Raw genomic sequence first — 19,529 nt, 5'->3', positions numbered from 1 at the left:
TCGCCCGTGTAGCGTTTTGGAAAATCTGTGGATAACTTGTCAGATCGTTCTGGTATATATCAGTCCGTCTTTCCCATGGGATCCGATGCTTCGGGATCCTCGGGTTTGTCATCCGAGTCGGCCGAGGCCTCGTCCCCGGGTTCCAGCCCATCCGCCCAGCCGAGCGTTCCATCCAGGAGCGAGTTGAGGGCGGCGTCGATATCCGCGTCCTCTTCCGCCGCAGCCTGGCGCAGCGTGAGGAAGGTGTCCGGCGTGGCCAGCTCCGTCTCGGAGGGAACCATATCCGGGTGCGACCACAGGGCCTCGCGAGCGTTGCGCCCGCCATCGGCCTCCACCAGCGCAAAGATCGACGCGGCGCCGCGCGCCTGACGCGGGCGCATCTGCAGACCCATGAGGGTCCCGAGGATCTCCTCCGCGGGACCGCCCGACGCGCGGCGGCGACGCATCATCTCGCGCAGCGCGTCCGCGTGGGGCAGGTAGGGCAGGGTGGCGCGGGCCGTCACGACCTCGACCCAGCCCTCGATGAGGGCCAACATCGTCTCCAGGCGCGTGAGCGCACGACGCTGATCGGGCGTCGTCGACAGCGCAAACACGCCGCCGCTGAGGGCAGACTCCACCGAGTGCGGATCCGAGGGGTCCACCGAGCGCGCAGCCTCGGAAATCGCCTCCGTGTCAATCGCGATCTGGGATGCGTAGCGCTCGACCGCGCGCACCAGGTCGCCCTCCAGCCACGGGACCGAGGCGAAGAGTCGGCGATGCGCCGCCTCGCGCACGGCGAGGAACTGACGGACCTCATCGAAGGGGATGTCGAGCCCCTCGGAGAACTGCGCGACGTTGTGCGGTAGCAGGGCGGCGTGCGACGTGTCCGACAGGGGGATGCCCGTGTCGAAAGTGCCGAATGACTCGCCGGCCAGGGCCGCCAGCGCGCGTGCGATCTGCGCGGAGAACATCATCGCCGACAGGCGCGGCATCATTTCCTGTGTCTTGCCGAGCATCGCAGCCATGCCGTCCGGCAGGGAGGCTGCATCCCCCAGGCCCTCGGAACCGAACTGCTCCGAGAGGGCGGCGGACAGGGCGCGCGACACGTTGAGTGCGACGGGCTCGCAGATGCGCTTCCATGTCGGAATCGTGTGCTCGACCCATGCGACCTTGCTCCACACGTCGCGGGTGACCGGGCCGGAGGCGAAATCGGTGACCGCGTCGAGCCACAGGTCCGCGACGGTCATAGCCTGACGCGCGGCTTCGGCCTCCGTGGCCGTGGGGGAGGGGTCGCCGCTCGCGTACGCCGCCTGCTTCGCGCTGTCCTCCACCATGCGCCAGTTGACGGGGCCGGCCGTCGTGTTCATGAGGAACTGGAACTGGCCCATCGCCGCGCGCATACGCGCGGGATCGGAAAACTCCGGGGGAAGATTCGCAGGATCGAAACCCTGAGCCTGCAGGGCGCGCGCGGCCTCAGCTGCCGCCTCCTCGCCCAGGATCGAGCGCAGGAAGTCCTCAAACGGGGTGCCGGAGTCAAACTCGTTCATGACCACAGACTAGCCGCCCGTTGTTCGCGGGGGCTGACAATCTTCTGCAAAAACGCTGAGAGCTGAAGGAGTGGCGCGCGGCGCGCGTGCGCAGGGGGAGCGGGTGGGACACAATGACACGGTGAACGATGCGCAGATGACCTCGGAGAATATCGAGCTGGTGCCCCTGCAGGAGGACGACTCCACCCGGCGTATCCCCATCGTCAGCTGGCGGATCGTCACGGCGGTCCTCGCCGCGCTCGCCATGGTGGTGATCCTCTTCTGGATCCCCGTTCCCTTCGTGGTCAATAGCCCCGGTCCGACCTTCAATGTGCTGGGATCCGACAACGGAGTTCCCATGCTTCAGATCGAGGGAACCGACCCTGCAACTGGGGAACCGATCGAGCAGGACGAGCCTCAGTCCACCTCGTACAAGGCACCCGCGAAGCCGGGGCAGGGGCAGCTGCGCATGGTGACGGTCTCCGAATCGGGAAACCCCAAGTCTCGCCTGAACTTCGCACAGCTCATCGCCGCGTACTTTGACCCGCACAGCAAGATCGTGGACTACGAGTCGGTGTATCCCAAGGGATTGACGCAGGAACGGGCGAGCACGGCTCAGCTGGCCATGATGCGTAACTCGCAGACGACCTCGCAGGTCGCCGCCCTCGAGTACCTCGGGTGGGAGGTTCCTGCGACGGTCACGATTGAGGGCGCGGTTGAGGGAACCAACGCGGAAGGGATCGTCCAACAGGGAGATATCCTCCGCGCGATCACCACCCCGGACGGTGTACGTCACGAGATCACCAGCGCCGCAACTCCTTTCGCCCTCATGCGATCGGTGCCGGCCGGCTCCACGATGACGCTGACGATCGAACGAGAAGGCGCCACGCAGGACGTCTCCTTCGCATCCGTCGCCGCGTCCGCCACCGAGAGCGGCTCCAAGCTCGGCGTCTACCTCTCCGTCGACCCCGCCCTGCCCGTCGACATCACCGTCAACATCGACGGCGTTGGTGGTCCGAGCGCCGGCATGATGTTCTCGCTCAGCATCATCGACCGTCTCACCCCCGGCGACATGACCGGCGGCAACGTCATCGCGGGCACCGGAACCATGTCCTACGACGGCCAAGTCGGAGGCATCGGTGGCATCCAGCAGAAGCTGTGGGGCGCGCACCGCGACGGGGCCCAGTGGTTCCTCGCCCCTTCCGAAAACTGCAACGAGGTCGTCGGACACGTCCCCGACGGGCTGCGCGTCGTCTCGGTGTCCACCCTCGACGAGGCGGTGAACGCCGTGCGCTCCATCGCCGACGGCACCGGGGACGCCCTGCCGACCTGCCAGTAGCGCGGGGGCGCTCTCAAGCCCGCCCACCGACTTTCGTCAGGTGGGTGACAAAGGGCCCCGGCCTCGTCCATCTGGTCCGGACGAGGCCGGGGCCTCCTCTATGCTGTCAGGCTTGCTCGTCCGTCACCGGCTCGAGGGACGCGCGCAGGGCGTCCACCAGCGCCGGGACGAGCGTCGAGCCCTGCCCGACCTTGTCGTCAGAGTCGAAGGCGCGGGTGCGCAGCGCGCACCACGATTCGCCCGTACGCATCACGCCAACGGCCAGACGCACGTCCGTGCGCAGGGGGTGATTTGAGATGAAGGCCAGGGCCTCGTCGGGGTCCTCGGGGGCCTCGTCCTCGACCTCCGGCGGAACGACGATGCGCTCGACCGTGATCGCCGCTCCCGGCACGGTTTCCGGCCAGGCCAGATGCGCCAGAACCTGCTCGATGTCGTCGTCAGCCAGGTCCTCCTGGATGATCGCGCTCAGGTGGTCCTCGGTGCCATCCCAGCCGGCGCGCAGCTGCTCCGCAATGTCAGCAGGTAGATTCGGGTCCGCCAGCAGCATCGCAGTCGGCACCAGCGCGTAGATGGACGGGGCGTGATCCCATCCCACACGGGCCGCGCCCTTCTCGATATCGACAACCACGTTGGCCAGCGCGATCTCGCGCGCACTCGGCATCATCTCAACAGTCATGCCCCCATAATCTCACGGAGAGCGAATAAGACTGAGACGAAGAAGTGCATGTGCGCCGCTACACTGGATCGGAGCCGATCGGTTTTACAGAGAGGACTGCCGTGAGCTTCAATTTTTCGGTCTTCCCCCCGGGGGGAGCGCGGGCGCCACGAGACCCCGATAGCCCACCCGTCGAGCTGAAGATGCACAAGCCCGGCCCCGGAGCGATCACTCTGGGCGTCCTGATCGCGATCGGCGCGATCATCTACGCTGCGTCGATCGTGTGGACCGAGATCCTCTGGTTCCGCCAGATGAGCGCCACCCGCGTCATCCTCACCCAGTGGGGAGCACACATCGGCCTGTTCGTCGTCGGATTCGTCGTGGCCACGGCCCTCATTTTCTTCTCGATGTCCTACGCATACCGGCATCGCGCCTCCTCGACGCGCGGACAGGCGTCGGCCTCCCTGCGCGCCTACCAGAAGGCTCTCGAGCCCGTGCGCCGACTCGCGTTCTGGGGCGTCGCTCTGTTCTTCGGTTTCACGAACGGCGCTCGCCTGGCCACGGAGTGGCAGACGCTGCTCCAGTTCCTCAACCGCTCCTCCTTCGATCAGGTTGATCCCCAGTTCGGTCTGGACATCTCGTTCTTCGTGTTCGTCCTGCCCGCGCTGAAGGTCCTCGTGTCCTTCCTGCTGACCGTCACCGCCATCGCTCTCATCGCGGCCCTCATCGTGTCCTACCTGTACGGAACGATCCGCCTGGCGCCGCGCCCTCACGCCTCGAAGCAGGCACGCCTGCAGTCCGGCTTGATGGCCGCCTGCCTGTCGCTCTTCATCGCCGTGAACTACTGGCTGGGCCGCTACGAGCTGCTTACCTCGGACTCCGGCTCCATTCATGGCGCCATGTACTCCGACATCAACGCGACGCTGCCCGCGCACTCCATCCTGGCGGTCATCTCCGGACTCGTCGCGGTCCTCTTCGTCGTCGCGGCCTTCAAGGGCACGTGGCGCCTACCGGTGACCGGCGTCGCGGTGACGGTGATCGCGGCCCTCGTCCTGGCCGGCGCCTACCCGGCCCTCGTCGAACAGTTCCGCGTGCGCCCCAACCAGCGCAGCCTTGAATCTCCCTACATTCAGCGCAACATCGACGCCACGCTGGCCGCATATGGCCTGCAGGACGTCGACTATCAGACGAACTACGACGCGGCCACCACGGCCTCGGCCGGTCAGTTCGACACCGAGTCCCTCACCTCCCAGGTGCGTCTGCTCGACCCGCAGGTCATCACAAAGACCGTCCAGCAGCTCCAGCAGTCTCGCCTGTACTACGGCTTCAACTCGGGCATGAAGGTCGACCGCTACAACGTGGGTGGGGAGCGCCGCGACACCGTGATCTCTGTGCGCGAGCTCAACCTCTCGGGCCTGTCCGCCGAACAGCAGACCTGGGTGAACCAGCACACCGTCTACACCCACGGCTACGGCGCGGTCGCCGCATACGGCAACCAGCTGACCAGCGACGGCCTGCCCTCCTACTGGGAGCAGTCCGTGCCCTCCGTCGGCGAGATGGGCGACTACGAGGAGCGCGTCTACTTCAGCCCCGGCTCGCCCGACTACTCGATCGTCGGCGCCCCCGAGGGCTCCGAGCCTCAGGAACTTGACTACCCGGACGACACCGCGGTTGGCGGCCAGGTCTCCACGACCTTTGTCGGCAATGGCGGCCCCTCCGTGGGTAACGTGTGGAACAAGCTCCTGTACGCGATCAAGTTCGGATCCACCGATCTGTTCTTCTCCTCGCAGACGAACGAGGCCTCGCAGATCCTCTACAATCGCGATCCTCTCCAGCGCGTCGCAAAGGTCGCGCCCTATCTGACGCTCGAACAGTCCGCCTACCCGGCGGTCGTCGATATGGACGGCGACCCCTCGACCCCCAAGCGCCTCGTGTGGGTCGTCGACGCGTACACGACCACGAACAACTACCCCTACGCGCAGCACGAGACCCTCTCGAATGCCACCGTGGACTCTCGCTCCACCGAGGTCGGCCAGTACGTCCAGGCCAACAAGATCAACTACATGCGTAACTCCGTCAAGGCCATCGTCGACGCCTACGACGGCTCCGTGCGCCTGTTCCGCTGGGATGACCAGGATCCGATCCTACGCACCTGGGAAAAGATCTACCCCGGCAGCGTCGAGCCCGTCTCGGCGATCTCGGGCGATCTCATGAGCCACCTGCGCTACCCGGAGGACATGTTCAAGGTCCAGCGCAACCTGCTCGCCACGTACCACGTGACCGACGCTGCCGGCTTCTACTCCGGCGGTGACCGTTGGCGCCTGGCCGAGGAGACCTCCACCCACGGCGCAGCCTCCAGCTCCGACTCCTCCACGCGCGTGGACGCGGCGGGCAACCCCGTGCCCGCTCCGACCGCTCTGCAGCCGCCGTACTACCTGACCATGCAGATGCCCGGCCAGGACAGCGCTGAGTTCTCCCTGACCTCGGTCTTCGTGCCCGGTGGCGGCGGCGAGGGCCGACGCGAGGCCATGGCGGGCTTCCTCGCCGTCGACTCTGAGACCGGTAACACCCCCGGCCAGGTGCGCGAGGGATACGGCAAGCTCCGCCTGCTCGCCCTGCCCTCGTCGACGACCGTGCCCGGCCCCGGCCAGGTACAGAACAAGTACGACTCCGACGAGAAGATCGCGACCCAGCTCAACCTGCTCAACCAGGCTGACTCCACGGTTATCCGCGGTAACCTCCTGACCCTGCCGGTCGGCGGCGGCCTGCTCTACGTGCAGCCCGTCTACGTGCAGGGCACCGGCTCCGCGTCCTACCCCGTGCTCCGCTCGGTTCTGACCGCCTTCGGTGACAAGGTCGGCTTCGCGCCCACCCTGGAAGAATCGCTGCGCCAGCTCGTCGCCGACGATGGTAGTGCGACGACGCCGCAGACGCCGCCAGCGAGCGACGACGGCAGCCAGTCGGGTGCGACCCCGCCGGCCGCCTCGGGCGACGCGAACGCCCGCCTGACGCAGGCCATCAACGATGCCGCTCAGGCCATGCGTGACGCCGATTCGGCGATGAGCAAGTCCGATTGGACCGCCTTCGGCCAGGCTCAGACTCGTCTGCGCGACGCCCTGGCCCGCGCCGAGGCTGCCCAGCAGGAGCTCGGTGCGGCGACGCCCAGACCGACGCCCAGCCCGAGCCCATCTGCCACGAGTGGTGCCCAAAGCGGCTCATAACTGCTGACGGAAGCCGCCGCGCGCCCGGTCCCGCCTATCACACGTCGTGAGGGGGCCGGGCGCGCGGCCGTATGCGCTTTGTGGAAACAACTGGATGGGGGAGCTTATCCCAGCATGAGTTGTCGTCCGGCTTGCCCCGGCGCGTCGTTGCTATGGTGAGGGCATCTGTCTCTGGGACCCATCGACATCGTGGAAGGAAGACGATGACTCTGCCCAATAATCCCTTCGCTACCTCCTCGGGTGTGCCTCAGCCAAGCGAGGCGCCGGAGCGAGCTTCGTCGCTGCCGACTCCGGCGGGTACTTCCTCGCTGCCTGCGCCGATGAGTGCTCCCGTGATGGTGGCGCCGACCGCAGATCCTTATGGCGCGGCGCCCCTGTATGCTGGCCCATCGAATACGGCTCGTTCGTCGCTATCCATGCGCGGACGCATCGCCGCGTGGACGATCATTATCCTCCAGGGGATCTCCCTGGTGAATGGATTCATTCCCTATCACTTCGATCATCTCGACGACTACGTAAGCCAGTTCTCGAACCCGTTGTTCTGGCTGTGGCGTCTGATTGACATCGTTGTCATCACGCTTGCGGTGCTCTATCTGCGCAGGGGCGCTGTCATTGCGCGCTACGTCGCCGCGTCCATCATTTTGGTGCTGTTCTTCATCGTCACACCGGTCATGTTCGTTGCTAATGATTCTGTCTGGTACCACGCGTTCGTGCCTGAGCCCGGGATTTATGAGCTCGGACTCTTGGGTGCGCGCTTGCTCCTGATGCGGGCGATTGCTTGGATCTGTGTCATCGCCGCGATCCTGCTCGCGATCCCTGACTTCAAGCCGGCGCCCTCGCCCTACGCGATGAGCGCTCCCGTTCCTGCTGGAGGAGCGGCTCCGGCCGGCCACGTCGCTTCGCCGTCGGTGATGCCCGAGCCCGCTTCTTCCGCGGTGGCGCCCGAGGCCTCGTCCGCTCAGGTGACGAACGTGTCAGGGTTTGCCGCGCCCCAGTGAGCGCGCTGGGGCCGCGTGAATGCCCGCCTGCTGACAGATACTGACCGCTGGGACGTAAATCACCGCGCACGGTTTGTGCCCTCCCGGTCGATGCGCTAGAGTATCTAGAGCCGACGCGGGGTGGAGCAGTTCGGTAGCTCGCCGGGCTCATAACCCGGAGGTCGCAGGTTCAAATCCTGTCCCCGCTACCACCACAGACCCGGTCCCGTGAGGGGCCGGGTCTTTTGTATCACGCCCATGTTTCATGGTGTGAACGTCTTGACGTATACAACCCTCGGCGCGATAGTATTGGCTGTTCGCCATCAGGAACTGCACCTACGGGTGCGAGAGGAATACAGATGAGCACTATCGATCCGTCGCAGCTCACCGCTGCCGACTTGAGCAATCCGGCGCTTTCGGCCCAGGATCTCGCGGATATCACTGCCGCTCGCCCGGACCTGCGTCCCTACGTCGCAACGCACCCGTCGCTGTACCCTGCCCTCGGGCAGTGGCTAGCGGACCAGGGTGTCGTTCCCGCGCAGCCCCCGGCTGCTGAGGAACCTGCGGTCTCCGAGCCCGAGGCCCCCGCGGAGGAAACCGGCGAGCAGGCCGAGCCTTTCGCCGGTGTCCACGAAGAAGCGCAGCCCGAGGCTAACGCCGCCCCGGCCGAGGCCCCCGTCGAGCAGCCCGTGGTCGAAGAGCCGCACGTTGAGGCTCCCGCAGAACCCGAGGTTGCCCACGTCGAGCCCGAGGCTGCCCACGTCGAGCCCGAGGCTGCCCACGTCGAGCCCGAGGCTCCCGTGAGCGAGGCCGCCGAGGCACACGATGACAACCTCGAGCAGGCAATCCTCGAGGGCGCGGCGCAGTCCGAGGCCCCTGCGGGCGACGAGGCCGCTCCCGCCCTGTCGACCGAAGAACAGGTCGCGCAGTCTCCCTTCAGCAACCCGCCGCAGGTAGACGCTCAGCCGCAGGGTCAGCCCCAGTTTGGCGCCCAGCCGCAGCAGGGCCAGCAGGCCCCCTTCGGTCAGCAGCCCGGTCAGCCCCAGTACGGTACTGCTCCCCAGCAGGGTCAGCAGGCTCAGCAGGGTCAGCCCCAGTTCGGCGCGCAGCCGCAGCAGGGTCAGCCCCAGCAGCCTCCCTTCGGCCAGCCCGGCCAGCCCCAGTACGGTACTGCTCCCCAGCAGGGTCAGCAGGCTCAGCAGGGGCAGCCGCAGTTCGGCGCGCAGTCGCAGCAAGGTCAGCCCCAGCAGGCCCCCTTCGGCCAGCCCGGCCAGCAGGGACAGCCCCAGTTCGGCGCGCAGCCGCAGCAGGGCCAGCAGGCCCCCTTCGGCCAGCCCGGCCAGCAGCAGTACGGTCAGCCGGGTTACGCTCCGGCGGGCCAGTCGACGGGCCAGCAGTTCGGCGCTGCCGCCCAGCAGTTCGGCGCTGCCGCGAACTCGGCGTTCAACCAGTTCCAGACGGCCGTTGTGGCCGAAACGGGCAAGGTGAGCGGCCGCTCCGTTCGCGCGACCTACTCGCTCATCGGTATCGCCGCGTCGGCGGTGCTGATCCTCGTCTCGATGTTCCTGCCTTTCGTTTCTGCCTACGGCTACAGCGCGTCGATGTTCGAGGCGAAGGGCGGCTACTCGGCATTCCACCTCATCATGCTGATGGCTGTCGTCGGCCTGGGTGCCGCCTACTGGTTCACGAACCAGAAGTGGGCGTACCTGTCGGCGGGCATCGGCGCGCTTGTGGTGGCGTTGCTCGGTGTTATTCAGTTCATTGTCGCGATTAGTAATAAGTACGTCGATGCGGGCTTTGGCGCTTTCATGCTGCTGCTGTTCTCCCTCGCGCTCGGCGCTGCGGGCGGCCTCCTGCTTATGGAGCTGAAGACCGGTGCGGTCGCACCGATCAACAACCCGAATGCCTTTGGTGGCGCGTTCGCCGGCGTGCAGATGGGCCAGCAGCAGGGCCAGTTCGGCCAGCAGCAGGGTGGCTTCCAGGCCCCGCAGGCCGGTCAGCCTCAGTTCGGCCAGCAGCAGGGCGGATTCCAGGCCCCCCAGGCCGGTCAGCCCCAGTTTGGCCAGCAGGCTCAGTTCGGCCAGCAGCAGGGTCAGCAGCCCCAGCTGGGCGACAAGCCCTACAATCCTTTCGGTCCTCAGGCGTGATGCGCTGAGAGCCTGATGGCATGAACGAGGGGCCCGCGGTGATCCGCGGGCCCCTCGTCTACGCTGTGGACTTTATTCGTCGTCGTCTTCGCTGATGTCGACGCCCGCGACGCCATCGAGGTCGGCCAGGGTGGTCACCAGCAGGGAGCGTGAGAGGTCCTGGCGCGTCGCAGCAGTGAATCGCGCGGTGGTTGCGCGGTCACTTGAATCCGTGTGGGTCGACACCGTGGAGACGGTCCAGCCGAGAGCTGAAACCTGGCTGAGGAGCGTGGAGAGGACGCCGTGCCCCGGCGTGTAATGAATAGTGAGCGTCACCTTGTGGCCATGCGTGCGCATGAGGATGAACTGAACGAGGGGCGTCAGGAGCGCGATGACGATGAAATGCAAAACCGTGCCGGCCACGGCAAGCCACCACAGGCCTGCCCCGCACGCCATGCCGATTGCCGCGGTCTCCCAGATGGTGGCCGCAGTCGTGAGGCCTCGAATCGCGCCGTGACGGGTCAGGATGATGCCCGCGCCCAAGAAGCCGATGCCGGAGACGATCTGTGAGGCGACGCGCGAAGGGTCGTATCGGGTGATGCCGTCGACGAGGATGTCGGAGAATCCGTACTTGGAGATCAGCATCATGAGGCACGCGGTGAGGCCGACGATGGCCTGCGTTCGAATGCCCGCGCTCTTGCCTCGGATTTGTCGCTCGAGGCCGATGGATGCAGAGAGGACGAGGGCGAGGAGCATCCAACCGATGCTCATGAGGGATTGCGTCATAGGAACCTCCTGCGGTGGCGTGGGTGGGTTTAGTGTAACTGCCCAGCGTGTGTGTGGCTCGTTTGGTGCGCGCGAGGTCGTGGTGGGCAACGGGGTGTCAAGAGCGGAAGGAGAACCCCGGCCTCGTTAAAGAATGAGAAAAGAATCTACCAACGTCGACACAAGCGATTGTGGGACTAAGATGGGACTCGACGATCGACAGATGAGGAACCGACTCATGGCTACCCCCACTCCCGACGACATCGCCAGTGATGTGCGCGAGCGCTCCAACACGGCGCTCAAGCGCGGCCTGGCGTCGCGTCATATGCAGATGATCGCCATCGGCGGCGCGATCGGCACGGGCCTGTTCCTGGCCTCCGGTGCGACGGTCGCGAACGCCGGTCCGGGCGGTGCCCTTCTCGCTTACGCGGCGATTGGCCTGATGGTGCTGCTCCTCATGCAGTCCCTGGGTGAGATGAGTGCGCACCAGCCGGTCGCGGGCTCCTTCCAGACCTTCGCCACGAAGTTCATCTCCCCGTCCTTCGGCTTCGCGATGGGGTGGAACTACTGGTTCAACTGGGCGGTGACGGTGGCCGCGGACCTTGTGGCATCGGGCCTGGTCATGGCCTACTGGTTCCCGTCTGTGCCGTCGTGGATATGGGCGGTGGGCTTCCTCGTGATCGTCGTCGGGCTGAACGCGCTCTCGGCGAGAGTCTACGGTGAGGCCGAATTCTGGTTGGCGGCCATCAAGGTCGTCATTGTCATCGTCTTTGTCTTGTCGGGCGTCTTCATGATCGCCGGCGTGATGGGCGAAAACTCTCCGGGCTTGTCGAATTGGACGATCGGGGACGCGCCCTTCCATAACGGCTTCGTGGGCGTTATCGCGGTCTTCATGATTGCGGGCTTTTCCTTCCAGGGCACCGAGCTGGTGGGCGTGGCAGCGGGCGAGTCCGAGAACCCGCGCAGGGACGTGCCGCGCTCGATTCGCACGGTGTTCTGGCGCATCATGTTCTTCTACATCGGCGCGATCGCGGTTATCGGTACGCTGCTGCCCTACACCGACCCGAGCCTGCTGAGCGCGGCCGACGACTCGGCGAACAACATTGCCCAGTCGCCCTTTACGCTCGTGTTCGCCCGCATGGGCATCGGCGCGGCGGCCGCCGTCATGAACGCAGTCATCCTGACCTCGATCCTGTCCGCGGGTAACTCGGGCCTGTACGCCGCTTCGCGCATGCTGCACTCGATGGCCCTCAAGCGCCAGGCGCCCGCAATCTTCGCCCGCGTTACCAAGGGCGGCGTGCCCGCCTACGCGATGGCGGTGACGACGGTGACTGCGGCGTTTGGCTTCCTCACGCAGCTGGTCTTCAACGACGCGTACATCTGGCTGGTGAACATCGTCGGTATTTCCGGCATCATCATGTGGCTGGGTATCGCGGTCAGTCATATTCGTTTCCGCCGCGCGTACCTGTTGCAGGGATATCGCCTCGAGGACCTGCCGTATCGATCGCCGTTCTTCCCGGCGGGCCCGATCATCGCTTTCGTCATGTGCTTGGTGGTCATGGCGGGACAGAACTATGAAGCCGTGCTTCATGGCCAGGTCTGGGAGGTTGCCTCCTCCTACATTGGCCTGCCGCTGTTCGGCGCGGTCTGGTGGGGCTACCACGTGGCGCGCAAGGATCGGGTGGTGCCTCTGGCTGAGATGGACGTGGCCCCCGTGGAGATTGAGCCGGTCACTCGATAGAGGGGACGAGGCCGGGGCCGGGTGGGTAGTTAACGCCCGGTGCGCCCCTTGTCACCCCTGGGCTCTGCCCGGCGTGGCGGTGCGTGAGCGGCGTGGCACTTCATAGGATGGGGCCATGATCAACACGCGACGCATTCTTGCCGTGACCTCCCTGTCGGCCCTTGTCCTGGGCATCGCTGCCTGCTCCCCGAAGGGCCCCCAGCCTGAGTCGGGGTCCACTGCCTCGTCCGCTTCCCCGAGCGCTTCCGCCTCGCAGAGCGACATGCCCGCCCAGAGCGGCGCTGGCCCTCAGAGTGGCGTGCCCGACGAGGGAAACCAGGCGCCCGAGGTGAACGTTGCCGATAACGACCAGCGTTGCGACCTGACGAACCTGCAGCCCTCCATCGACTCCCAGCAGGAGGCGGGCGGCACCACCTACGTGGAAATCGGCTTCATAAACGAGGGGCCCTCGTGCTGGATTGACGGCTTCCCGCAGATCATCTTCTCCAGCGGCGGCTCTGTCATCTCCACTGCCGTGCGCGACGGTGAGGACCCCGGTAACGTCTACACGATTGCTCAGGGCGGCCGTGTGGGCGTGACCCTGACGGCAGAATCGACGGACGGAGTTGACGGGTGTAACCCCGCCGATTCGGAGCTGGTCGACGTCATGCCCGAGGCGGGCATCGGCGTGACGAGCCTGCAGCTGACCCTGCGCGTGTGCCAGGAGATGCCCTCGGTGTCGGTCAGCCCCTTCGAGCCGCGTTCCTGAGGAAGGTGCCGTCACTTCTGTGAACAGGGCGGGCGGCGAGACGGATGACATCTCGCCGCCCGCCTGCGTCTATGGGCCCGGCATGTGCTTTCTCAACGAAGGTGATGGTCATTTCTGGTGACGGAATATGAGATTTGGGCGCGTGCTGCTACGCTGAACCAGCTGGAAGAAGTCGCGCATTCGCAGCGCCACACCGAGGTGTCCGCGATCGTGCGCGTGGCCCCTTCTTCACCGGTTGACGCGTAACCCGTGCGCGCCGACTGTGCACACTGAGATCCTTAAGGAGACACTCCCATGGGTATGCGTTCCACAACCCAGGCATTCCAGTTCGACGTGCCGTTCGAGCAGCTGTTCCAGCTCGCTACCCCGGCTGCGCAGTCCGTTCCGAAGGCGACCGTGACGCTCGCGGACCCCAACCGTCAGGTTGTCACCTTCGATACCCCGATGGGCATGATGTCCTGGGGCGAGAACATCGTCGTTGGATTTATTCCCTCCGAGGCCGGCACCGTCGTTGAGGTCACCTGCACGACCAAGGGCCTGCCCAACCTCATGCAGGACAGCCGCAACCGCAAGCTGATCGCGCAGTTCGTGACCGCTCTGTCCAACCTTGCGCAGACGACCGCCGTGGAGGTTGCTCGCTCCTGACGGCCCGTGAGCGTCAGGCTCGGCCCCGGCCTCGTTCATAGTGACGAGGCCGGGGCCAAACCATGCGCGCAGGACTGGCTGATTGCGGTGGGAGAGCGTGCACACGATAGGCTGGATGCATGAGTGCCTTCGGGCGCCACGCGAGGAGGATCGGAGACGTATGAACAAGTTTGCACCGCCCACCGGCGACAACGATGTCGCCGCCGAGACTACCCCTGCCGAGCAGGCTGGCAACGAGCAACCGCTTTCCGCGTCGAGCGCCGCGGGGTATCGGGGTTCCTCCGCGCAAGTGAATCCGACACCTCCGGCTCCCGTGGGGCAACCCAGCCCTCAGATGATGCGACCGAGCTACGGCACCTTCTACACGATCTACCATACGGATCGGCGCTCGCTGCGCCCCTGGCTCGTGTGGGGCATCGGCCTCACGTTGGCGGTTCTCTTCACGTCAATCGGAATCTTCATCAACGACATGCTCTATGTCGCCGCTTCGGTAATCGGCGGCATCGTCTGCCTGATCGTGGGAGTGACGGAAGCAGGTTGGTCGCGCAGGCTCGTGAGTGTCGTGTCCACGCCCGAGGGATCGATTGTCCTGCGTCCTAGCGGTTTTCTCATGTCCATGCGTCTTGTGGGTACGTTGCTTACCACTGCGAGCGGTGTCTGTTTCTTCTTCTCGTTCTTCCTTGGGCCGTACCACGAGGTCAAGGAACTCACCACGTTCAACCTGTTGGGCGCGTTTGCCCTCGCGGCGTATCTGCTCTGGAAAATCGTTGGTTCACAGAGCGGTGAGTGCATCGTCGTCAGCCAGGAACGCGTGGACCTGTGGGGCAAGGGCGGAATTCACTACTCGATCCCGTGGAACGATCAGCCCAAGGTGATTGGGCAGCGCAACAACGGTAGGAGCCTGCTGATCAACGTCGGGCAGGACGTTGAATGCCCCATCGTGTTCATGACTCTGCGGCTCCTCCCGTCTCGCGTACAAAGCATGCTTGCCTACTACCAGAAGAAGCCTGAGGCGCTCGACCGTCTCTTCACGTCCGAGGCTTACGACGACGCGATGAAGGCCCTGGACTGGCGCTAGGCGCGCGTTGAAGAGCCACGACATGACTCGGCCCCGGCCTCGTTCTGAACTGCCTCCCGTTTCTTGGACATCGAAATTGAAGTCCAGGGAATGGGAGGCTTTTCGTGTCTGTGGATCTGGGGTTGAGGCATGATCGTTTGCTTCGGGAGCAGGCGGTGGAGATGTTTGAGAGGGGATGTGGCTATGGTTTGACCGCCAGGAGGCTTGGTGTGTCTGCCGAGACTGTGAGAGAGTGGCAGAAGATGTACCGCGTGATCGGGAGGGGCGGGCTTCTTGCCATGGGAGTAAAGCGGGCCAAATACGACTATGAGACCAAGGTCGCCGCAGCGAGGGCCGTGGTTGACGGTGGGATGAGTAAGCCTGAGGCGATGGTGCGTTTCGGTATTGCGAGCGCGACACCGTTGAAGCAGTGGTGCAGGCTGTACCGCGAGGGCGGCGTGCAGGCGCTCAAGCCCAAGCCCAAGGGCAGGCCGAAGGGGTCGGTGCGGGCGGTGCCACCAACGCGTGAGGAGGAACTCGCCGAGCGCGTGCGCAAGCTCGAGGCGCAGGTGGCGTACCTAAAAAAATCGATTGCCCTGAAGGCGCAGAGGCGCTCCCAAACCGGGACAAAGCCCTAGTGGTCGCCGAGCTTTCAGGGCGCGGACATGCGGTGGGTGATCTCCTCGAGGCCGCTGGTCTTGCCAGGTCGAGCTACTACTACGCGCTGGCTCACCCCAAGGGCGTGACCCGGGCGCAGCTACGTCCCAAGGTCGCCCAGATCTTTTCACGAACCCCCAACGGGTGCGGTCACAGGCAGATCGCCATGTGCCTACGCGCTGAGGCAGGAGAGCGCATCGCCGATAAGACGGTCTTGAAGATGATGCGCGAGATGGGGCTGCGCTGCGGCATACGCCGCGAGAGGGCCTATCACAGGTACAACTCCTACAAGGGGGACGTGGGGCAAAGCTTCAAGAACATCATCGGCCGCGACTTCACAGCCGATGGCCCTTGGCAGAAATTGGGTACCGATGTCACCGAGTTCAAGCTCTCCTTCGGTAAGGCCTACCTCGCTCCGGTCTACGACTTTGCCAGCAAAGAGATTGTCGCCTACTCCATCTCTCTGTGCCCCAACCTCGCCCAGCAACAAGAGATGCTCCAGATACTCATGGATGCCAAGCCCGCAGGGGTCGAGCCGATCTTGCACTCGGACATGGGATGGCAGTACCAGCACGAGGCCTACATCAGCACGCTTGCTGATAACGGTTTCATCCAGAGCATGTCACGCAAAGGCAACTGCATCGACAACGGCGCCACTGAGCAGGTCTTCGGACACATCAAGGACGAGTTCTTTCGCGGCCAAGACTGGCCAACCTTCGAGAGCTTCAAAGCCGACCTCGACGCCTACATCACACACTGGAACACAGTAAGACGCCAAGTAAAGCTCAAGGGCCTGACCCCGGCAGAATACCGGGATCAGGCCCTACGGGAAGCCGCATAACGGCTACCATTAAACGCGTCCAACTTTCGGGGCGCAGTTCATTCATAGTGACGAGGCCGGGGCCGAGTCTTGCGTGCAGCGCGCGGGCACTGCGTCCCTCCCCGGCTGTGCCCGTGCCGGGGAGGCGGACGTTACTGTCCGGAGGTGTCGGTGAGCGTCCAGCGCTGCGACTTGGAGGTCTCGGAGCACTGCGAGATGACCGCCTGCGTGGCGTCGCGTGTCGTGTCACCCGGGATCGTCAGGCACAGGCCGGACGCACGGTTTTCGAGCTGGCCATTCTCGTTGAGATCCCACTTCTGGGATTCCAGAGCCGGGTAGCAGGTCCACATGTGCGCGACCGTGCCCTCCTCGGTGTAGCCGCCCAGGACGTCGACGCAGCGGTCGCCGATGCGGATGTGCCCGTCACCCTCGTAGATGACAGTCTGCGCGGCGCTGTTCCCGGCGCAGTTGCTGTTCCACACGGGGGTGCCGTTGGATCCCTTCGGATCCTGGGAGGTCAGGCACTGGCCGAGGCCGTTGCGCAGCTGGCCGACGATCGTCGCGGGCACGAGGCCCGCGTCGTCCGCGTCGGTTGTGGCGGCGTTGTCGGACGTGTCCACTGCCTGGGGCGCGAGGGCCGCGCGATCCGCGTAGGTGGCGGGGGAGAAGACGACCATGTCCCACGAGGCCAGGCGGCCCACGTTGAAGGTGATCGTCGTGCGGCCCTGATCATCCGTGCCCGTCGTGAAGTCGAGGGGCGTCGCGCGGCCACCGTCAACGTCCGGGCTGACGGCGAAGATCGAACCGGGGATCGCCTCGCCGTCCTCCAGGTGGTAGGTGACGGACGTGTTGTCGAAGGCGAGGATCTGCTTGGCGGCATTACGCCAGTATTCGTCGTTGCCTTCGTTGTCGTTGGTACGCAGGTTGATCAGGTGCAGGGCCGTGCCCGCGTTGGACGTCATGGCGTTCGCCCAGATCGTGTTCGCGGCACCGTCCGTCGAGGTCGGCAGTCCCACGCCGTTCGTCGAGACCTCGACCTGGCGTTCCTTGCGCGTCAGGTTGTCGCCGAAAAGCAGGTTCTCGTAGGCGGTGGAGATGTTGTAGTAGTTCTTCATCCACGCCTGGAGGTCTGGGGACAGTCCTCGGCCGGATTCGGCGAAGAACTGATCATCCAGCATGCGCCCGTAGTCGCCGAGCTCCAGGTGGTGCGCGCCGTTCGCCGCGAACGCCGCGTCCGCGAGCTTGATGGAATCTGCGTTGAACTCGCGGAACGTAATGCAGTCGATGTTGACGGGCGCGTACTTCTCGTACTTGTCGATCGGGAAGGAAATCGTGTGGGTGCCCGGGGTGAGCTCCACGTTGATGCTGATGTCCTCGCGCCAGTCAGAGTCGCTCTGCGTCTTATTGAAGGTGACGTACTTCAGGAGCTTCTGCTGACCCTTCTTGCCCATGTCAATCATCACCTGGTGGCTGGCGCCATCTGCCTGCGGGCTCGAGTAACGCGGCGAGAAGGTGAAGGTGCCTCCCTGTCCTGCGTCAACGGTGAAGGTGACGGAGTCGCCGTCCTTGGCAATGCCCGAGGCGTAGGAGCCGCCAGAGGCGGAAGCGTCGCCCGACACGATGGTGACGTCGCCGCTCACCTTCGCCTGGTTGGACTCGGCCTCGATACGCACGCCGTTGTCGGGGGTGATTTCGGGATGCCGATACTCTTTGGCCGCCGCATCCCAGTAGCGGGTCGTCGGATCGTAGTCGTTCGCGTAGGCGGTGACCACCATCGGCTTCTTCGTACCCGTGGCGCGTACGCCCTGCAGGTAGCTGGCGATCTGCGCGTTGGTCTCGTTGTTGTTCCACAGCTCCGTGTACAGGTACGTGGATGAGCCGGGGATGACCTTGTCGTTTCCGGCGCCGTCGGGCAGGTTGATGCCCACCGCGCCCTTCGTCTTCTCGGCAGTCTCGTTGACGAGCGCGGACAGGCCCTCGGTCAGGTCGATCTTGTTGCCGGAAGCGTCCTTCTTGACGGTCTGGCCGAGCGTGTCGATGTGCGTGCCGGTGAACGCGAATTCCTTCTTCTGGGTCGCGTATTGGCCGGTGATGTAGTCGCGCCAGCCCTGGTTGTTGACGTTCATCATCGTCATATGGTTCTGGGGCTTGGGCGTGTTGGGGGGCACCTGGACCCACCACTGGCTGCCAAACTCGCGTTGCCAGTAGGAGCCGTTGTCCTCGCGCAGGATCCAGTCTTCTTTGATGGCGTTCGTGTCGTAGCCGTCGTTGACTGCGTACGCTATGGAGTAGGCCAGCGAGGCTGCACCAACCTCGTCAGCCTTGGTCACGTAGGTGTTGATGGTCGCAGCGGAGGCGTAGGTGTCTCGGTACCACAACGGCCACTCGTTCTTGAGGTCGCCTTTAGCGACGGGCTGCTCGTGGCGGTACTGCCAGTCGTAGTACTGGAAGGCGTTGAGGTGATAGTCCTGGCTGAGCTTCGTCACGTAGTCGGACGGGGTGTGGAAGAGGTAGGGCTCGTAGGTGGCGTTGTCCGCCAAGCCATCGGGGGCGGTGGGCTTGAGGTGGGAGAGGTAGCCCATACGCGGGAAGCGCTCCCAGCTGGTGGAGGCGTCGATGGCGGTCTCTGTGTGCGTGCCGTCTCCGCCGGTCGCGGTGACGAGGTATCCCTGGTTGTTCTCGCTCGGCGTCGTGTAGGTCCACGTGGCTTTACCGTTTTCGACGGTGGCGTCGCCCGAGTCGATTTCGACGCCGACGTGGCTGACGGAGAAGTGAACGGTTCCCTCGGTCGAGGCCTCGGCCGTGATCGTCGCCTGCTTACCCGGTTCGTGCGTGGACTTGTCCGTGTAGGCGCGGGTGACGTGCGCCGTGCCCGTGGCGGTGGCCGGTGTGCTGCTCGGCAGGGGCAGAGCGGTGGCGACGACCGCGGTGCCCAGCACGATGGCGGCGGGGATGGTCAGGGGATGTCGTGTCTCCATGACGTGTGTGTCCTCGAAGTCGTTGACGGGACTGCCCTGTGGGGGAGTCATGCGCGTGAAAATGCGCCCATTCAACGGTAAAGCGATTTTTCAGTAAATTAACCGACAATATGGTCATGCTGGGCGAAAATGTCCCGCAGTGCGGACAAGTAAAATCGTGGGTCGGTTGAATTTCTGAGTATTTGCCAGGTGTTGTGCGCTCGTGAGCTGCTGCTTTGGTTGCGTGGGCGTGAGGGATCCTGTCGTTCTTTTCTGAAAGTGTCTAACAGGGTGGGGTGGGGGAGTATCCTGAAAA

The 19,529-nt window shown here is 64.9% G+C and carries 14 protein-coding genes and 1 tRNA gene; 11 read left to right on the top strand and 4 right to left on the bottom strand.

All coding sequences use genetic code 11. From position 1 onward, the window contains the following. Positions 1-59: 59 nt before the first annotated feature. Positions 60-1,526: a zinc-dependent metalloprotease gene (locus tag JJJ16_RS05370; protein ID WP_219751652.1), complete on the bottom strand. Its 1,467-nt coding sequence runs from the start codon at positions 1,524-1,526 to the stop codon at positions 60-62. Between the two features lie 136 nt (positions 1,527-1,662). On the opposite strand from JJJ16_RS05370, the gene JJJ16_RS05365 reads away from it, so the two are divergent. After that, positions 1,663-2,844: a PDZ domain-containing protein gene (locus tag JJJ16_RS05365; RefSeq protein WP_219751998.1), complete on the top strand. Its 1,182-nt coding sequence runs from the start codon at positions 1,663-1,665 to the stop codon at positions 2,842-2,844. A 106-nt stretch (positions 2,845-2,950) separates the two neighbouring features. Here the strand turns inward: JJJ16_RS05365 and JJJ16_RS05360 are convergent, their stop codons facing one another. After that, the gene (locus tag JJJ16_RS05360) at positions 2,951-3,520 is read right to left on the bottom strand and encodes a PPA1309 family protein (RefSeq protein ID WP_219751651.1); all 570 of its coding nucleotides are present in this window, start codon (positions 3,518-3,520) and stop codon (positions 2,951-2,953) included. A 182-nt stretch (positions 3,521-3,702) separates the two neighbouring features. Here JJJ16_RS05360 and JJJ16_RS05355 point away from each other — a divergent pair, with 182 nt between their 5' ends. The 4 genes from JJJ16_RS05355 (at position 3,703) to JJJ16_RS05340 (ending at position 9,844) form a co-directional block, all read left to right on the top strand. Continuing rightward, positions 3,703-6,720 (top strand): UPF0182 family protein, encoded by a 3,018-nt coding sequence (locus JJJ16_RS05355; RefSeq protein WP_219751997.1) that lies wholly within the window; start codon positions 3,703-3,705, stop codon positions 6,718-6,720. Positions 6,721-6,923: 203 nt separating this feature from the next. Further along, complete coding sequence (locus JJJ16_RS05350) at positions 6,924-7,718, top strand: hypothetical protein (RefSeq protein WP_225905001.1); 795 nt, start codon at positions 6,924-6,926, stop codon at positions 7,716-7,718. 114 nt (positions 7,719-7,832) lie between these two features. Beyond that, positions 7,833-7,909, top strand: a tRNA-Met gene (locus JJJ16_RS05345). Between the two features lie 147 nt (positions 7,910-8,056). Beyond that, positions 8,057-9,844, top strand: a complete 1,788-nt coding sequence (locus JJJ16_RS05340; RefSeq protein WP_219751650.1) for an ABC transporter permease — start codon at positions 8,057-8,059, stop codon at positions 9,842-9,844. A 72-nt stretch (positions 9,845-9,916) separates the two neighbouring features. Here the strand turns inward: JJJ16_RS05340 and JJJ16_RS05335 are convergent, their stop codons facing one another. Then, positions 9,917-10,609: an MgtC/SapB family protein gene (locus JJJ16_RS05335; protein WP_219751649.1), complete on the bottom strand. Its 693-nt coding sequence runs from the start codon at positions 10,607-10,609 to the stop codon at positions 9,917-9,919. Between the two features lie 217 nt (positions 10,610-10,826). On the opposite strand from JJJ16_RS05335, the gene JJJ16_RS05330 reads away from it, so the two are divergent. The 6 genes from JJJ16_RS05330 to JJJ16_RS05305 all read left to right on the top strand — a co-directional run bounded on the left by JJJ16_RS05330 (position 10,827) and on the right by JJJ16_RS05305 (position 16,277). Then, positions 10,827-12,329 (top strand): amino acid permease, encoded by a 1,503-nt coding sequence (locus tag JJJ16_RS05330; RefSeq protein ID WP_219751648.1) that lies wholly within the window; start codon positions 10,827-10,829, stop codon positions 12,327-12,329. Positions 12,330-12,444: 115 nt separating this feature from the next. After that, positions 12,445-13,077, top strand: coding sequence for a DUF4232 domain-containing protein (locus tag JJJ16_RS05325; protein ID WP_219751647.1), 633 nt, complete (start codon positions 12,445-12,447; stop codon positions 13,075-13,077). Positions 13,078-13,371: 294 nt separating this feature from the next. Continuing rightward, positions 13,372-13,722 carry a hypothetical protein gene (locus JJJ16_RS05320; protein WP_219751646.1) on the top strand — a complete coding sequence of 117 codons (351 nt, stop codon included), beginning with the start codon at positions 13,372-13,374 and terminating at the stop codon, positions 13,720-13,722. 160 nt (positions 13,723-13,882) lie between these two features. Further along, a complete protein-coding gene (locus tag JJJ16_RS05315) occupies positions 13,883-14,800 on the top strand; it encodes a hypothetical protein (RefSeq protein WP_225905000.1) in 918 nt (305 codons plus the stop codon). Between the two features lie 104 nt (positions 14,801-14,904). Continuing rightward, positions 14,905-15,417 (top strand): helix-turn-helix domain-containing protein, encoded by a 513-nt coding sequence (locus tag JJJ16_RS05310; RefSeq protein WP_219751171.1) that lies wholly within the window; start codon positions 14,905-14,907, stop codon positions 15,415-15,417. A 32-nt stretch (positions 15,418-15,449) separates the two neighbouring features. Beyond that, the gene (locus JJJ16_RS05305) at positions 15,450-16,277 is read left to right on the top strand and encodes an IS3 family transposase (RefSeq protein WP_318836526.1); all 828 of its coding nucleotides are present in this window, start codon (positions 15,450-15,452) and stop codon (positions 16,275-16,277) included. A gap of 131 nt (positions 16,278-16,408) precedes the next feature. On the opposite strand, the gene JJJ16_RS05300 is transcribed toward JJJ16_RS05305, so the two are convergent. Then, entirely contained in the window at positions 16,409-19,285 is a 2,877-nt protein-coding gene (locus JJJ16_RS05300; RefSeq protein ID WP_225904999.1) for a glycoside hydrolase family 66 protein, read from the bottom strand. Positions 19,286-19,529 lie beyond the last annotated feature (244 nt).

The sequence above is a fragment of the Schaalia sp. ORNL0103 genome, from assembly GCF_019429565.1.
GTDB lineage: Bacteria > Actinomycetota > Actinomycetes > Actinomycetales > Actinomycetaceae > Pauljensenia.
The sequence above is the reverse complement of the archived record's forward strand: the minus strand, read 5'-3'. Positions and strand labels throughout refer to the sequence as shown.

Bases quoted from the DNA above. Each gene is read 5' to 3' on its own strand.
- JJJ16_RS05335 (WP_219751649.1), bottom strand. From the start codon at position 10,609: ATGACGCAATCCCTCATGAGCATCGGTTGGATGCTCCTCGCCCTCGTC.
- JJJ16_RS05360 (WP_219751651.1), bottom strand. From the start codon at position 3,520: ATGACTGTTGAGATGATGCCGAGTGCGCGCGAGATCGCGCTGGCCAAC.
- JJJ16_RS05340 (WP_219751650.1), top strand. From the start codon at position 8,057: ATGAGCACTATCGATCCGTCGCAGCTCACCGCTGCCGACTTGAGCAAT.
- JJJ16_RS05365 (WP_219751998.1), top strand. From the start codon at position 1,663: ATGACCTCGGAGAATATCGAGCTGGTGCCCCTGCAGGAGGACGACTCC.
- JJJ16_RS05370 (WP_219751652.1), bottom strand. From the start codon at position 1,526: ATGAACGAGTTTGACTCCGGCACCCCGTTTGAGGACTTCCTGCGCTCG.
- JJJ16_RS05350 (WP_225905001.1), top strand. From the start codon at position 6,924: ATGACTCTGCCCAATAATCCCTTCGCTACCTCCTCGGGTGTGCCTCAG.
- JJJ16_RS05330 (WP_219751648.1), top strand. From the start codon at position 10,827: ATGGCTACCCCCACTCCCGACGACATCGCCAGTGATGTGCGCGAGCGC.
- JJJ16_RS05315 (WP_225905000.1), top strand. From the start codon at position 13,883: ATGAACAAGTTTGCACCGCCCACCGGCGACAACGATGTCGCCGCCGAG.
- JJJ16_RS05320 (WP_219751646.1), top strand. From the start codon at position 13,372: ATGGGTATGCGTTCCACAACCCAGGCATTCCAGTTCGACGTGCCGTTC.
- JJJ16_RS05325 (WP_219751647.1), top strand. From the start codon at position 12,445: ATGATCAACACGCGACGCATTCTTGCCGTGACCTCCCTGTCGGCCCTT.
- JJJ16_RS05355 (WP_219751997.1), top strand. From the start codon at position 3,703: ATGCACAAGCCCGGCCCCGGAGCGATCACTCTGGGCGTCCTGATCGCG.
- JJJ16_RS05300 (WP_225904999.1), bottom strand. From the start codon at position 19,285: ATGACTCCCCCACAGGGCAGTCCCGTCAACGACTTCGAGGACACACAC.